The organism is Enterobacter sp. V87_3, assembly GCF_029967835.1.
GTDB lineage: Bacteria > Pseudomonadota > Gammaproteobacteria > Enterobacterales > Enterobacteriaceae > Enterobacter > Enterobacter cancerogenus.
The window spans coordinates 40,682-55,591 of record NZ_JASCAM010000022.1 but is presented as its reverse complement, the minus strand read 5'-3'; the positions used below and the strand labels follow the sequence as shown (position 1 = coordinate 55,591).

The window sequence follows — 14,910 nt, the reverse complement described above, 5'->3', positions numbered from 1 at the left end:
AATTAAACACGGGCGAAGAAAAGGGTTATCACTGAACGAGCGTCGTGACGTGCTCTGCCGTTACGGCTGGCCACAGGCTGCCCTGCATGGCACCGAAATTAAATGAAAGAACGCGTTGTAACAGACCGTGATCGTCAATTCCGGCAACCATTACCGACTGGCAGTGCGGCGTTATTTGCCAGAGGATCGCGCGCATAAATGGCTCGAAGGAGAGTTCAAACGCACGCTGCTGAATAAAGCCTTTATCAAGGGTGACCCGTTTAAACAATCCATCGTAAATCGCTTTGAGGGTGGCAGCCCCCGCGCCGAAGTTCGACAGCACCAGCGGGAAACGAATCGCCATTCTCGCCAGATTGAGATTGTCCTTTCCGTTATTTAAACCGGGATAGTTCTCATTAACGGTAAACTCCAGAAAGGGGTAGCGCTCAAGTAATGAAACACTGTTTCCGTCAGTTAATAAAAACTCAACAATTGCAGGTGTAATATTGATCCATGCAATTAACTGATGCTGAATAAAAAACAGTTTACAGGTATCGAGCAATTGCAGTTTTTCATGAAAAAGCGCCAGTTCATCGGCCGCTGAAAGGCGCGGGATAACCAGTTCAGTAGGGATACGCACGTCTGAGCCCACGCCAACGAAGTTAACCAACACCTCTAAACCTTTAAGTTCCCCTGCACTATTCCGGGCAGGCAAAAGTAAAAGTTCAGACTGGTAGGCATTATCTAGCGTGATTATCATTGCGCTCGCCCCGCGTTAAAGATGAAAGAGGACATCCTGGAGCAATTGCCGACACAATTCCACTGTATTGATTTTAATAAGTTTAATTTCATTCGATCCGTATTAATTTTCAGATTTATCCCTGAATCTTAAATAATCTTATCCTGGTTGTTGGTTAATAGCCAGTTTTAGATAAAACAGACACATACGGACATAATTCACACGGTGTAAATTTAACTTTAATCATCTTTTTTCAGTAAAAACGGCATGGCTTATTAGTTACCATGCCGTCTTAACGTCGTTGCCTGGCGTGACTAAATACGTCGCGCCTGCCAAAAGTTTTTACGCCAGTAAACATTATCCAGCGAGGAGCGCATTACGCCGCGGCTGGTCGAGGCGTGAATAAACTGGTTATCGGTATCATAGATACCAACGTGGAGACCACTTTCCCCCGATCCGGTTTTGAAAAAGACCAAATCGCCCGGAAGCAGATCGTCTTTATCAATTTCCGTTCCGATTTCAGCCTGCTTGCGCGTTTCGCGCGGCAGCCGCAAATCAAACTTATCGCGATACGTCATCAGGACAAACCCCGAGCAATCCACCCCGCCCCGGCTCATGCCACCGTAACGATACGGCGTACCACGCCAGTTGCTTAGCTGGTCGTTCAGGCTTGCAATCACCGTGATGGAATCCGACAGCCGCGGATTCGGCGGAGGCGCGCGGTGGCTGCTGCATCCCGCAAGAATTAACGTCGCCACAAGGAGAAACCACACTCGCATTTTCAGACGATTCCTCTGCTTTTATTGTTGTTTCCGTAATTTAGCGTGCAATCGCGCCGCGACGCAAGAAACGCTTACGCCTGCGCGGTCGAAATGAGCATCTTATGCCCTTCGATATCCAGGCGTCGAAACGACATATTATAGGCTTTTGCCAGGTTAGGCGGCGTTAACACGCTGTCGCGAGCGCCGCAGGCGATGGTTTTGCCCTGCGATAATAACCACACCCGATGCGCATGACGCAGGGTATGGTTCAGATCATGGCTGCTCATCACGATGGCGATACCTTGACGGGAGAGCGCGCTTAGCAAACTGTCCAGCGCAGACTGCTGGGCCACATCCAGACCGCTCATCGGCTCATCCAGAAGCAGTAGACGCCCGTGCGGGTTCCCTTCGGGATGGATCTGCACGATCACCGCGGCCAGGCGTACGCGCTGCCACTCTCCGCCCGAGAGCTGGCTGGCATGGCGGCTGAGTTTATCCTCTAACCCAAGCGCCGCGGCGACAGCCTCGACCAGCGCCGCGTGCTGTTTATCATGCAGATGCAGCATCAGATAGTGCCATACGGGCATCGCAAACGGCGGCACCTGCTGCTGAACCAGATAGCTCCGCCGGTACGCCAGCGCAGCCGGCGACCATTCAGACAGCGCACAGTCCAGCAGCGAGAGCGTCCCGCTGCCCGAGGTCAGCCCCGCCATCCGCGCCAGCAACGTGCTTTTGCCCGCGCCATTCGGCCCGACAAGATGCAGGATTTCGCCTGCGTTGACGGATGCGGTAATGGGCGCCAGGCGTCCCTTCTCGGCGACGTCTGTGAGCTGCATCAGCACGGTCATTATTTTGCCAGCGCCAGCTTAATTGACTCCATGACGATCGGATCTTCAGGGGTCATATCCGGTGAAAAGCGCTGGACAACCTGCCCGTCACGCCCTACCAGGAACTTCTCAAAGTTCCACAGAATGTCATCCGGATACAGCGGCGCACGCCCTTTGCTGGCCATGCGTTCGTAGAAACCACTCTCTTCAGGGGCGACTGCCGTCGGCGCGGCGGCGATCAGTTTGGCATACAGCGGATGACGATTTTCGCCATTTACGTCAATCTTGCTGAACATCGGGAAGGTCACACCGTAGGTGGTGCTGCAAAACGTTTTGATCTCTTCTTCGCTACCCGGCTCCTGGCCCAGGAACTGGTTGCACGGGAAGCCCAGCACGACAAAGCCGTCTTTCTCCCAGGCTTTCTGAATGTTCTCCAGCTGCTCGTACTGCGGAGTGAGGCCGCATTTTGACGCCACATTTACCAGCAGCAAAACCTTGCCTTTATAACGTTCCAGCGTGGTTTTCTCGCCATCAATGGTGGTCACTTCGGTGTTCAGAATATCAGACTGCATAGCATTCCCTCAGGTTGTCTTACGGGTAGTGTTTTAACGTCCGGCTTTTAATAGTAGCCAGATAAAGACCGGCGCGCCCAGCGTTGCGGTGACGACACCAATCGGCAGTTCGGCTGCCGTCAGGGCAAGACGGGCGATGATATCGGCCACCAGCAGCGTGGTCGCCCCGGCAAGGGCCGAGGCAGGAAGCAGCGTTCGATGGTCCGTTATGCCGCACAGACGCAGCATGTGCGGGATAACCAGCCCGATAAAGCCAATTGCCCCGGCCAGCGCGACGCTCACGCCCACCATCCAGCCAATAGCCACCACCAGCACGTTGCGCCAGAGTCCAAGCGACATTCCAAGCTGGCGGGCTGAGGTTTCGCCCAGCGCCAGCATATTCAGCGGCTGCGACTGGACGCACGCCCAGAGCATGACCGGGATAAGCAGGAGCATCAACCAGCCCTGACGCCAGTCAACGCCGCCGAAACCGCCCATCATCCAGTACATCAGCTGGCGTAAATCAAAGGAGGTGGAAAAGTAGACCGCCCAGGTCATCAGCGCGCTACAGATGATCCCCAGCGCGACCCCGGCAAGCAGTAATCGGCTGGTCGAAAGGTGCCGCCGCGCGAAGCGCAGCAGAATGACGGTGATCAGCAAGGCACCGAGAATGGCGCTCAGGCTAATTCCCCAGCCAGACAGTTCGCCCCCGCCCAACATGACGGCTGCAATCAGCCCCACGCCCGCGCCATTAGAGACGCCCAGAAGCCCCGGCTCAGCTAACGGGTTTTCGAACAGCGCCTGCATCATAGTGCCGCATAACGCCAGCGCGCCGCCGACGAGGATCACCGCCAGCGTTCGCGGCAGGCGGATTTGCCAGACGAAGAGCTGCCCGTCCGGGCTAAACCAGCTTTGTGGTGCCAGCCAGCGGTCTCCTGCGCACAGGCTGACGACCGTAGCGGCAATCAGCAGCAGCACCAGCAGAAGCAGACGGCGGATATCGGAGCGGTGCTGTTGGCGGGCGAAATCAAGCATAGGCATGTGTTATCAACGTGTAATGATATTGATTTTACGGCGGATTTAATCAATTGCACAAAGAAAAAAGGCCGCAGAAGCGGCCTTTTTAGTTAGTTCATATTACTCTGCTTTGGGCGTTGCGTTTTCGACACGGCTTTTTAACTTCTGTCCGGGTCTGAAGGTCACCACGCGGCGGGCTGTAATGGGAATATCTTCCCCCGTCTTCGGGTTTCGGCCCGGACGTTGGTTTTTGTCTCGCAAATCAAAATTGCCAAAGCCGGAGAGTTTTACCTGCTCACCATTTTCCAGAGCACGACGGATCTCTTCGAAAAACAGCTCTACCAGCTCTTTAGCATCCCGTTTGCTAAGCCCAAGCTTATCAAACAGATATTCTGACATTTCAGCTTTTGTAAGCGCCATAGGTTCAATCCCTCAATGATGCCTGGAATCGCTCTTTTAATGCCTCTACACATTTGGCGACGGTAGCGGCAATCTCCTCTTCTTCGAGTGTACGGCTGGTATCCTGAAGGATAAGGCTAATAGCGAGGCTCTTGAAACCTTCTGCTACGCCCTTGCCGCGGTACACGTCAAATAAGTTTACGCCAACTACCTGATTTACGCCAACTTTCTTACATTCGGCCAAAATATCTGCTGCGGGAACGTTTTCCGCGACCACAACAGCGATGTCACGGCGGTTCGCCGGGAAGCGAGAAATGTCCTGAGCCTGAGGAATCACGCGGTCTGCGACCGGGTTCCACTCCAGCTCGAACACGATAGTACGGCCATTGAGGTCGAATTTACGTTCCAGCTCAGGATGCACAACGCCAATGAAACCAACGCGTTTGCCGTCTAAATAAATCGCTGCACTCTGGCCCGGATGCAGGGCGGGAATGGCTTCAGCGCGGAATTCAATTTCGGATAATTTACCGGTCAGATCGAGAATTGCTTCCAGATCGCCCTTCATATCGTAGAAATCAACCGTGCTTTTTGCCAGGTCCCAGTGCTCTTCAACACGGTTTCCGGTAATGGCACCTGCCAGCATGAGATCCTGACGGATGCCTAAATTTGCCTGCGTATCCGGCACAAAGCGCAAGCCGCTTTCGAAAATGCGCACGCGGTTTTGCTGGCGGTTCTGGTTGTACACGATGGTACCAAGCAGACCGGTCCACAGCGACAGGCGCATCGCCGACATCTCGCTGGAGATTGGGCTTGGCAGGATCAGCGCTTCCTCACCCGGGTGGATCAGCTGCTGCAGCTTAGGATCGACGAAGCTGTAGGTGATCACTTCCTGATAGCCTTTGTCGTTCAGCATGGTTTTCACACGCTTCAGGGACAGGTCGGCTTCACGGTGGCTCCCCATGATCAGGCCAGCCTGGACCGGCTCGTCAGGGATGTTGTTGTAGCCGTAAACGCGGGCCACTTCTTCCACCAGGTCTTCTTCAATTTCCATGTCGAAACGCCAGGATGGCGCAACGGCGTGCCACTCGTCCTGGCCTTCGGTGACGTCGCAGCCCAGACGGCGCAGAATATCGCTCACCTGCGCATCGGCAACGTGGTGACCAATCAGACGATCCAGCTTGCTGCGACGCAGCGTGATGGTGGCACGCTTCGGCAGCGTTGCGTCGTTGGTTACGTCGATAACCGGGCCTGCTTCACCGCCGCAGATGTCGATCAGCAGGCGTGTAGCACGCTCCATCGCTTTATACTGCAGCGCAGGATCCACGCCGCGCTCATAGCGGTGAGACGCATCGGTATGCAGGCCGTGACGGCGCGCGCGGCCGGTGATGGACAGCGGACTGAAGAACGCACACTCCAGCAGCACGTTCTGCGTTTCATCATTCACACCGGAGTGTTCGCCGCCGAAGATACCGCCCATGGCCAACGCTTTGTTGTGGTCAGCAATAACCAGCGTATCCGCGTTCAGCTTCGCTTCGCTACCGTCCAGCAGAACCAGGGTTTCGCCCTCTTTCGCCATACGCACCACGATGCCGCCTTCGATACGATCTTTATCGAACGCGTGCATTGGCTGGCCCAGTTCCAACAGAACGTAGTTGGTCACGTCAACCACCGCGTCGATGGAACGAATACCGCAGCGGCGCAGTTTTTCTTTCATCCACAGCGGGGTTGCGGCTTTAACGTTGATGCCTTTTACCACACGGCCCAGGTAGCGCGGGCACGCATCAGCGGCCTCCACCTGAATGGGCAGCGTATCGCTGATGGTGGCTTCCACCGGCACGATCTCCGGTGCGTTCAGCTCGGTCTGATTGAGCACGGCAACGTCGCGCGCCACGCCGATGATGCCCAGGCAGTCAGCACGGTTCGGCGTTACGCTGATTTCGATGGTGTTGTCATCGAGTTTCAGGTATTCACGAATATCGGTACCAATTGGCGCATCCAGTGGCAGCTCGATGATGCCGTTATGATCGTCGGAAATACCCAGCTCGGAGAACGAGCAGAGCATGCCTTCAGACGGTTCACCGCGCAGCTTCGCGGCTTTAATTTTGAAATCCCCCGGCAGCACGGCACCCACAGTCGCCACGGCCACTTTCAGACCCTGACGGCAGTTCGGCGCACCGCAGACGATATCCAGCAGGCGATCGCCGCCCACGTTCACTTTTGTTACGCGCAGCTTGTCGGCGTTAGGGTGCTGTCCGCACTCCATCACCTCACCGACTACCACGCCGGTGAACGCGCCGGAGACCGGCTCTACGCCGTCCACTTCCAGGCCTGCCATGGTGATTTGGTTAGAAAGCGCTTCGCTATCAAGCGTGGTGTTCACCCATTCGCGTAACCACAGTTCACTGAATTTCATTGTTCTGTCCTGCCCTTATTTAAACTGTTTGAGGAAACGCAGATCGTTTTCGAAGAAAGCGCGTAAGTCGGTTACGCCGTAACGCAGCATGGTCAGACGCTCCATGCCCATACCGAAAGCAAAGCCGGAGTAAACTTCCGGGTCGATGCCTACGTTGCGCAGCACGTTCGGGTGGACCATACCGCAGCCCAGCACTTCCAGCCATTTGCCGTTTTTACCCATTACGTCAACTTCAGCAGACGGCTCGGTGAACGGGAAATAGGACGGACGGAAACGCACCTGGAGATCTTCCTCAAAGAAGTTGTTCAGGAAATCGTGCAGCGTACCTTTCAGGTTGGTGAAGCTGATGTTTTTATCAACAATCAGGCCTTCCATCTGATGGAACATCGGGGTATGCGTCTGGTCGTAGTCATTACGATAAACGCGGCCCGGCGCGATGATACGGATAGGGGGTGCCTGATCCTTCATGGTGCGGATCTGAACGCCAGAGGTCTGTGTACGTAACAGACGCGTTGCGTCAAACCAGAAAGTGTCGTGGTCAGCACGTGCCGGATGATGGCCAGGAATGTTCAGGGCATCGAAGTTGTGATAGTCATCTTCAATTTCCGGGCCAGTCGCCACGGTAAAGCCGAGCTCACCGAAGAAACTTTCAATACGATCGATGGTACGGGTAACCGGGTGCAATCCGCCGTTTTCAATCCGACGGCCTGGCAGTGAAACGTCGATGGTTTCGGCTGCCAGACGGGCGTTCAGCACTGCGCTTTCCAGCGCGGATTTACGCGCGTTCAGCGCCTGCTGTACCTGCTCTTTCGCTTCGTTGATGACCGCACCCGCTGCCGGGCGCTCTTCAGCAGGCAACTCACGCAGGGTAGTCATTTGAAGGGTCAAATGCCCTTTCTTGCCCAGATATTCGACGCGGACGTTGTCTAACGCGGCAACATCTGAGGCCTGGTTAATGGCGGCCGTTGCACTGGCAACCAGCTCTGCGAGATGTGACATGGTTTTCCTCATTATGTCGGTGCAGACACCGATTTGGTGGACTTAATCTCTCGAATTTAGACACAAAAAAAGCCTCCATCAGGAGGCTTATCTGGCGCTGTTTTTCGTTTCATCTTTCACGCGCTAGCCTCCTGAATTCAGGTGCTAAAGTAAAAGAAGAAGCGGAAAATAGCAGCATTCATGCTTGCGTTACCTTGTGTGGTAAAAACCGTTAAGACCTTATTGAAAAGCCTGCGCGGATAAATGTCAATCTTCTGATGGTGTTAAATGAAAAGAGGGAGCAAAGCCCCCTCTTTCAACTGGCTTATGCCAGTGCTGCTTTCGCTTTTTCGACCAGAGCGGTGAACGCTACTTTGTCGAATACTGCGATGTCAGCCAGGATCTTACGGTCGATTTCAACAGAGGCTTTTTTCAGGCCGTTGATGAATTTGCTGTAAGAAATACCGTTCTGACGTGCTGCTGCGTTGATACGCGCAATCCACAGTTGACGGAACTGACGCTTACGCTGACGACGGTCACGGTAAGCGTACTGACCTGCTTTGATAACAGCCTGGAAGGCAACGCGGTAAACGCGTGAACGCGCACCGTAGTAGCCTTTAGCTTGTTTCAAAATTTTCTTGTGACGTGCACGTGCAATTACACCACGTTTTACGCGAGCCATATGTGCTCTCCTGTATCTATATTCTTAGTAAAAAATTAAACGTTAACGGCTTATGCGTACGGCAGGCACGCGATAACCAGACCCAGATCGCCTTTAGAAACCAGGCCTTTTGGACGCAGGTGACGTTTACGCTTAGTAGATTTTTTGGTCAGAATATGACGCAGGTTTGCGTGCTTACGCTTAAATCCACCACCACCGGTTTTTTTGAAGCGCTTAGCAGCACCGCGTACGGTCTTAATTTTTGGCATCTTAATAACTTCCACTTCGCATTGTTAAATAAACGAAACATAGGCGAACAAAACCTATGAAACCCGAAGGCTCCACAGATTTTGCTGCTTGAAGGCCTTACTGTTTCTTCTTAGGAGCGAGCACCATGATCATCTGGCGGCCTTCGATCTTCGTAGGGAAGGATTCGACTACTGCCAGTTCACTCAGATCTTCACGGACGCGGTTAAGCACTTCCATACCGATCTGTTGGTGGGCCATCTCACGACCGCGGAAACGCAGTGTGATCTTGGCCTTATCGCCATCTTCCAGAAAGCGTATCAGGCTGCGGAGTTTTACCTGATAATCGCCATCGTCGGTACCAGGACGGAATTTGATTTCCTTAACCTGGATAACTTTTTGCTTCTTCTTCTGTTCCTTAGAAGACTTACTCTTTTCATAAAGGAACTTGCCGTAGTCCATAATACGACAAACTGGCGGTTCGGCGTTAGGGCTGATTTCAACTAAATCTACTCCAGCTTCTTCAGCTTTTTCGATCGCTTCTCTCAGACTCACAATCCCCAGTGGTTCACCTTCAAGATCTGTTAAGCGAACTTCCTGGGCGCGAATCTCGCCATTGATACGATTCGGACGTGCCGTTTGAACTCGTTTTCCGCCTTTAATACCTTATTCCTCCAGTTGTTGAAGACTGCGGCTGCGAATCTCTTGTTGCAGCTTCTCAATCACTTCACTTACGTCCAGGCTTCCCAGGTCTTTACCACGGCGGGTGCGAACGGCCACTTTGCCTGCTTCCACCTCTTTATCACCACAGACCAACATATACGGGACACGACGTAAAGTGTGCTCGCGGATTTTAAAGCCAATCTTCTCATTTCTCAAGTCTGCTTTTACGCGAATGCCCGCATTTTGTAGTTTCTGCGTCAATTCTTTAACGTAATCAGCCTGAGAATCGGTAATGTTCATCACCACCACCTGCACTGGCGCAAGCCAGGTTGGGAAGAAGCCAGCGAACTCTTCGGTCAGGATGCCGATGAAGCGCTCCAGAGAACCGAGGATTGCACGGTGAATCATTACCGGTACCTGACGCTCGTTGTCTTCGCCAACATAAGAGGCGCTTAAACGCTGCGGCAGGGAGAAGTCCAGCTGTACCGTTCCGCACTGCCATGCGCGATCGAGGCAGTCATACAGGGTAAATTCAATTTTCGGACCGTAGAATGCGCCCTCGCCCAGTTGGTATTCGAACGGGATACCGTTCTCTTCCAGCGCCACGGCGAGATCCGCTTCCGCGCGATCCCATGTCTCATCGCTACCGATACGTTTTTCCGGACGCGTTGAGAGCTTGACAACGATTTTCTCGAAGCCAAAGGTGCTATACATATCGTAGACCATACGAATGCAGGCGTTAACTTCGTCACGTACCTGGTCTTCCGTACAGAAGATATGTGCATCATCCTGAGTAAAGCCACGAACGCGCATCAGACCGTGCAGCGCACCTGATGGTTCGTTACGGTGGCAGCTACCGAATTCCGCCATACGCAGCGGTAAATCGCGGTAGGATTTCAGACCCTGGTTAAAGATCTGAACGTGGCCCGGGCAGTTCATTGGCTTGATGCAGTATTCACGGTTCTCGGAAGAGGTGGTGAACATCGCATCTTTGTAGTTGTCCCAGTGGCCTGTTTTTTCCCACAGAACACGGTCCATCATGAACGGGCCTTTCACTTCCTGGTACTGGTACTCTTTCAGCTTAGAGCGCACGAAAGTTTCCAGTTCGCGGAAGATAGTCCAGCCGTCGTTATGCCAGAAGACCATACCCGGCGCTTCTTCCTGCATATGGTACAGGTCAAGCTGCTTACCGATTTTACGGTGGTCACGCTTAGCCGCCTCTTCCAGGCGCTGCAGGTAGGCGTTCAGGGCTTTTTTATCCGCCCACGCGGTACCATAAATACGCTGCAACATCTTGTTGTTGCTATCGCCACGCCAGTAGGCGCCCGCGATTTTCATCAGTTTGAAGTGATGGCAGAAGCGCATGTTCGGCACGTGCGGACCACGGCACATGTCGATATATTCTTCGTGATGATACAAGCCAGGCTTATCATCATGAGAAATGTTCTCGTCAAGAATAGAGACTTTATAGCTCTCGCCACGCTTCACGAACGTTTCACGCGCTTCGTGCCAGCTGACTTTCTTCTTGATGACGTCATAGTTGGATTCGGCGAGCTCGTGCATACGTTTTTCGAGCGCGTCGATATCTTCCTGAGTCAGGGTGTGGTCAAGGTCAACGTCATAATAGAAACCGTTGTCAATAACCGGGCCGATCGCCATCTTGGTGTTGGGCCACAATTGTTTGATTGCGTGACCTAACAGGTGCGCACAGGAGTGACGAATGATCTCCAGACCTTCTTCGTCTTTCGCTGTGATGATAGACAGCTTCGCATCGTTTTCGATCAGATCGGACGCATCAACCAGTTCGCCATCAACGCGGCCGGCAATGGTCGCTTTCGCAAGGCCAGGACCAATATCCAGGGCAACATCCATTGGGCTTACAGCGTGGTCGTAGTGGCGTTGGCTGCCATCAGGAAGAGTAATTACAGGCATTTTATATCCTTATTTGCAGTGATGCCCCACACATAAGAGCATATACAAAGAAAATAATCGTTAGTAAACAATAGATTACGAACCATCTAACCAACAATCGTCAAATTGGCTCGCCATCCTGGACCGGCCGAATTCAGATTAATGCGGATTTACGGCAGGCGACGTAATGGTAACACTAATGCAAGGGCGAATGCACCCTCTGCAACTTTTTTGCGACTCATCCATTTGTATGAGTTTGTTAAGTTTTACCGCCCACAGCTCGCAATCCAGTATTGCTAAGCTATCCTTGAACTGGTCTTAATCTCTCTAAGGAGCATCCAATGAATGTTTCCAGCAGAACCGTCGTGATTTTAAATGTCCTCTCAGCCGCCGTTTTGGTGCTGATTCTTGCCGACCGATTCCACTGGTTTTAATTTTGACCGGTAACCAGGCATAGCCTTCTGGCCTTCGCATTGCACACCCTGGCGCATAGTTTGATAGACTAAGGGAATCAACTGACAAGGATTAGGTTATGCCAACGAAACGTTTTGCCGTTAAGCACTGGAAAATGGTGGTAGTACTTATTGCTATCTGCGGCGCGATGCTGCTGCTGCGCTGGGCCGCCATGATTTGGGGTTAACCCCGTGGGGAAAACGACTTAAGAAAGAACTGACCGGGTAATACATTCCGGTGACACGAGCAGAGTCAATAAAAAATAGAAGACGTGACTTAGCCTTTAATACCCTGCGCCGCAAAAACCGGTACATCAACATCCGGTTTTTGACGGGTTAGGTAATTGATATCTGATTCAATACCTACGCGACAATAACGCGATCAGGACCACTCACCTGCGACCAGTTTATGCACATCAAAGGCATCATTCATGGATTGCCCGGTAGACTGCGTGCCTGGTGCGATGTTGGAGCCTGCTTCGACGTCAGAGGCGCGGGTAATACCTGTGGCAACGTTAGCATCTGCGGCAGGTGAAGCCAGGTTATCGGCAGCGAATACGCCAAACGAAAGTGCGGAAAGCGCCATTGCTGTGGCAGCGTTTTTAATTTTGTTCATCATCATAATTCTCTATTTTCATTAATACTGAACAGCCTGAGGCAACATTTTGCCTGTGCCCTAAGTGTAGATCTGGATCACACTTTTTCCTAGTCAATTAATTTATCAAAACGTGTCAAATAAATTGAATATACGCGCCGGGAGTAATTATGGAGAAATTAAGGAGTTTTGAAGGACCACTTATTTTAAAACGGCGTTCAATATAAAACAGCACAGTTTCAAAAAATGAAAAATAAAAAACGGGCCGAGTATTCGGCCCGCGACTATTACATTTTATAGCCCAGAGAAATGGTGGTTCTGCGGTCGGTATGATCCGGTGCAGAGTCCGGCGGGGAAGAGTTCCAGGTCACGTTGTACGCCAGTTTCAGGCCAAAGTGTTCGTTGATGGCCACGTTCAGCGCCGTCTCGGAGTTCAGCGTGGTATCGTCGGCACCGAAAACGGAAACGCCCTGAGTGAACTTAGTGGTGTCGGTCATCTGCCAGGCGTAGGTGCCGGAAGCATAACCTAACGGCTGAGTTTTGGTTTCGCCGTCGGTGAACTCGTCATAGCGAACACCTGGACCGAATTCGAAGCGGAAGCTGTGCACCGGTCCGTTGAGGAACTGGCGACCATAACCTGCCGTGAACACGTCACGCTGGCGGTAGCCGTTATAGCGGTCGGTTAACCAACTGGCCTGACCGAACAGATAATCGGCGTCGGTCATGTTATAGCGGCTACGTCCCCCTACGGCATATTTCTCTGAGGAGCGTTCATCATTCGCGGATGTGTTGCTGGCGTTCCCCCACAGCGACCACGCCGTGGTGTTGCCGTACCAGGTCAGGGTGCTGTCTGCCGTCAGGGAGGAGCTTTTCGTGTTACCCGATTGCGCCAGATAACCCGCGTTCAGGTTACCTTCAAACGGTTTTTGCGCGGAGCTTGGATCGTCCATGACAGTAAAAACGGAATCATCGGCGGCTGCGTTCAACGACGCAAACACACCACCCGCCAGCATCAGTGCAGCAGGAACTGTCTTCAAAAGCTTCATTTTATTAGGGAGTCCATACAACAAAAAAAGAGACCATCACGGTCTCGGAAACTTTCTTGAGGATCAATGACAAGGCGTCCAGAGAAAGGTAACAAATTATAAAAAGCCGCAAATAACATAGCAATGATTTCTTATTTCATTTTTTGAATAAGAACGATCCCAAATCGACATTTAATTTATATGTCGGGTTTTCAGTTTTTGTCAGTATTCATATTTAAAATCATATTGTTATTTACATTGCCTTCCTGGTAATTGGTGCCAGACTTAAAGAAGCCCATACTAAAAGGAGGTAAACATGGTTTCCATATACACCCTGACACTCTCCCCTTCCCTCGACTCCGCGACCCTGACACCCCAAATTTACCCTGAGGGGAAACTGCGCTGTAGCGCCCCCGTCTTTGAACCGGGTGGCGGCGGCATCAACGTGGCCCGCGCGATTACGCACCTCGGCGGCAAAGCCACCGCGATATTCCCGTCAGGCGGCGCCACCGGCGAACACCTTGAGTCGCTGCTGGCGGATGAACAGGTCGCCACTCAGACCGTGAATGCTAAAGACTGGACGCGGCAAAACCTGCACGTCCATGTTGAGTCCAGCGGCGAGCAGTACCGCTTCGTCATGCCAGGCGCCAGACTCAGCGACGACGAGTTTCGCCAGCTCGAAGAGAAAGTGCTGGCGATTGAACCCGGCGCGCTGCTGGTCATCAGCGGCAGCCTGCCGCCTGGCATCAGTACGCAAAAGCTGACGGCGCTGATCGCATCCGTCCAGCAGCGCGGTATTCGCTGCATTGTCGACAGCTCAGGAGAAGCGCTCCAGGCAGCCCTTGAACCTGGTCAGCTTGAACTCGTTAAACCCAACCAAAAAGAGCTAAGCGCGCTGGTTAATCGCGAGTTGACCCAGCCTGACGACGTGCGGACCGCCGCCGAGGAGCTGGTTCGCAGCGGTAAAGCGCTGCGCGTGGTCGTTTCCCTGGGGCCACAGGGGGCGCTGGCGGTCGACAAAACCGGTTTTGCTCAGGTGGTTCCGCCGCCCATGAAAAGCCAGAGCACCGTGGGTGCGGGTGACAGCATGGTCGGTGCTATGGTGTTAAAGCTGGCAGAAGGTGCGTCTCTGCTTGAGATGACACGCTACGGCGTGGCCGCCGGTAGTGCTGCAACCATCAATCAGGGAACACGCCTGTGTTCGCTGGAGGATACTCAGAAGATTGTCAATTATCTGTCGAAAGCCTGATAACGCCGTCCCCTCCGCCCGAGGGGGCAACCGTGCCAGAGTCGCCAAAACCACACTATCGACTATGCTAAAAAAGTTTCGTGATAACAATGAGGTGAATTATGAGCAGTGGAGATATCACCCGCTACGTCGTAACGGTAAGAATTCATGAAGCGTCGCTAACCGAAATCAATGAGCTAAACAATGCGTTCACGCGCGCCAATTTCCTGTTCACCCTGACTGACGAAGACGGCAATATTCATGACTTAGGAACGATGACGTTTGGCCTGATCAGCGCGCTTAGCCAGGAAGAGGTCAATGCCCTGGCAAGCAGCCTGGCAGAAAGCGTGACCGATAAAGCCACGGAAATAGACGTGGACACCTGGGAGAGCTGGGTAAAAAAAGAACAATAAGTGCCTTGTAGTGCAGTAAACCGCTCATGTGTGCGTTAGTTCCTGTTTTTTA

General features: G+C 52.8%; 19 protein-coding genes and 1 other annotated feature. Of the genes, 4 read left to right on the top strand and 15 right to left on the bottom strand.

Going from position 1 to position 14,910, the window contains the following annotated elements; all coding sequences use genetic code 11:
• Window positions 1-28 precede the first annotated feature (28 nt).
• From QLG21_RS09535 to thrS, 13 genes are all read right to left on the bottom strand, one after another.
• Window positions 29-739: an EAL domain-containing protein gene (locus tag QLG21_RS09535; RefSeq protein WP_006174869.1), complete on the bottom strand. Its 711-nt coding sequence runs from the start codon at window positions 737-739 to the stop codon at window positions 29-31.
• Between the two features lie 293 nt (window positions 740-1,032).
• Entirely contained in the window at window positions 1,033-1,497 is a 465-nt protein-coding gene (locus tag QLG21_RS09530; protein ID WP_058608977.1) for an NlpC/P60 family protein, read from the bottom strand.
• Window positions 1,498-1,571: 74 nt separating this feature from the next.
• Entirely contained in the window at window positions 1,572-2,327 is a 756-nt protein-coding gene (gene btuD, locus QLG21_RS09525) for a vitamin B12 ABC transporter ATP-binding protein BtuD (RefSeq protein WP_137848433.1), read from the bottom strand.
• A complete protein-coding gene (locus QLG21_RS09520) occupies window positions 2,327-2,878 on the bottom strand; it encodes a glutathione peroxidase (RefSeq protein WP_137272046.1) in 552 nt (183 codons plus the stop codon). The genes btuD and QLG21_RS09520 overlap by 1 nt, the downstream gene beginning before the upstream one ends.
• A 33-nt stretch (window positions 2,879-2,911) precedes the next feature.
• The gene (btuC, locus tag QLG21_RS09515) at window positions 2,912-3,892 is read right to left on the bottom strand and encodes a vitamin B12 ABC transporter permease BtuC (protein ID WP_282484379.1); all 981 of its coding nucleotides are present in this window, start codon (window positions 3,890-3,892) and stop codon (window positions 2,912-2,914) included.
• 102 nt (window positions 3,893-3,994) lie between these two features.
• The gene (gene ihfA, locus QLG21_RS09510) at window positions 3,995-4,294 is read right to left on the bottom strand and encodes an integration host factor subunit alpha (RefSeq protein ID WP_003857805.1); all 300 of its coding nucleotides are present in this window, start codon (window positions 4,292-4,294) and stop codon (window positions 3,995-3,997) included.
• A gap of 4 nt (window positions 4,295-4,298) precedes the next feature.
• Complete coding sequence (gene pheT, locus QLG21_RS09505; RefSeq protein ID WP_137848432.1) at window positions 4,299-6,686, bottom strand: phenylalanine--tRNA ligase subunit beta; 2,388 nt, start codon at window positions 6,684-6,686, stop codon at window positions 4,299-4,301.
• A 15-nt stretch (window positions 6,687-6,701) separates the two neighbouring features.
• Window positions 6,702-7,685, bottom strand: coding sequence for a phenylalanine--tRNA ligase subunit alpha (gene pheS / locus QLG21_RS09500; RefSeq protein ID WP_042319620.1), 984 nt, complete (start codon window positions 7,683-7,685; stop codon window positions 6,702-6,704).
• Between the two features lie 62 nt (window positions 7,686-7,747).
• Window positions 7,748-7,872, bottom strand: a sequence feature (Phe leader region).
• The gene (gene pheM, locus QLG21_RS09495; RefSeq protein WP_001386830.1) at window positions 7,823-7,867 is read right to left on the bottom strand and encodes a pheST operon leader peptide PheM; all 45 of its coding nucleotides are present in this window, start codon (window positions 7,865-7,867) and stop codon (window positions 7,823-7,825) included. It overlaps the preceding feature by 45 nt.
• A 117-nt stretch (window positions 7,873-7,989) precedes the next feature.
• Window positions 7,990-8,346, bottom strand: coding sequence for a 50S ribosomal protein L20 (gene rplT / locus QLG21_RS09490; protein ID WP_000124850.1), 357 nt, complete (start codon window positions 8,344-8,346; stop codon window positions 7,990-7,992).
• 50 nt (window positions 8,347-8,396) lie between these two features.
• Window positions 8,397-8,594 carry a 50S ribosomal protein L35 gene (gene rpmI / locus QLG21_RS09485; protein ID WP_003030583.1) on the bottom strand — a complete coding sequence of 66 codons (198 nt, stop codon included), beginning with the start codon at window positions 8,592-8,594 and terminating at the stop codon, window positions 8,397-8,399.
• A 97-nt stretch (window positions 8,595-8,691) separates the two neighbouring features.
• Window positions 8,692-9,234, bottom strand: a complete 543-nt coding sequence (infC, locus tag QLG21_RS09480; RefSeq protein WP_059443439.1) for a translation initiation factor IF-3 — start codon at window positions 9,232-9,234, stop codon at window positions 8,692-8,694.
• 3 nt (window positions 9,235-9,237) lie between these two features.
• Window positions 9,238-11,166 carry a threonine--tRNA ligase gene (thrS, locus tag QLG21_RS09475; RefSeq protein ID WP_042319611.1) on the bottom strand — a complete coding sequence of 643 codons (1,929 nt, stop codon included), beginning with the start codon at window positions 11,164-11,166 and terminating at the stop codon, window positions 9,238-9,240.
• A 320-nt stretch (window positions 11,167-11,486) separates the two neighbouring features.
• Between thrS and yncL the strand changes: the two genes are divergently transcribed.
• Together yncL and yniD are read left to right on the top strand one after the other, a co-directional pair.
• Window positions 11,487-11,579 carry a stress response membrane protein YncL gene (gene yncL / locus QLG21_RS09470; RefSeq protein ID WP_071599699.1) on the top strand — a complete coding sequence of 31 codons (93 nt, stop codon included), beginning with the start codon at window positions 11,487-11,489 and terminating at the stop codon, window positions 11,577-11,579.
• A gap of 98 nt (window positions 11,580-11,677) precedes the next feature.
• Window positions 11,678-11,785, top strand: a complete 108-nt coding sequence (gene yniD, locus QLG21_RS09465) for a small membrane protein YniD (RefSeq protein WP_003857815.1) — start codon at window positions 11,678-11,680, stop codon at window positions 11,783-11,785.
• A 194-nt stretch (window positions 11,786-11,979) separates the two neighbouring features.
• Here the strand turns inward: yniD and QLG21_RS09460 are convergent, their stop codons facing one another.
• Both QLG21_RS09460 and QLG21_RS09455 read right to left on the bottom strand, forming a co-directional pair.
• Window positions 11,980-12,213 (bottom strand): hypothetical protein, encoded by a 234-nt coding sequence (locus QLG21_RS09460; protein WP_282484378.1) that lies wholly within the window; start codon window positions 12,211-12,213, stop codon window positions 11,980-11,982.
• Between the two features lie 266 nt (window positions 12,214-12,479).
• Complete coding sequence (locus tag QLG21_RS09455) at window positions 12,480-13,238, bottom strand: YdiY family protein (protein ID WP_006174858.1); 759 nt, start codon at window positions 13,236-13,238, stop codon at window positions 12,480-12,482.
• 295 nt (window positions 13,239-13,533) lie between these two features.
• On the opposite strand from QLG21_RS09455, the gene pfkB reads away from it, so the two are divergent.
• Window positions 13,534-14,466, top strand: a complete 933-nt coding sequence (gene pfkB, locus QLG21_RS09450; RefSeq protein ID WP_282484286.1) for a 6-phosphofructokinase II — start codon at window positions 13,534-13,536, stop codon at window positions 14,464-14,466.
• A 101-nt stretch (window positions 14,467-14,567) separates the two neighbouring features.
• Window positions 14,568-14,858 (top strand): type V toxin-antitoxin system endoribonuclease antitoxin GhoS, encoded by a 291-nt coding sequence (gene ghoS, locus QLG21_RS09445; RefSeq protein ID WP_137848428.1) that lies wholly within the window; start codon window positions 14,568-14,570, stop codon window positions 14,856-14,858.
• The last annotated feature ends 52 nt before the right edge of the window (window positions 14,859-14,910 follow it).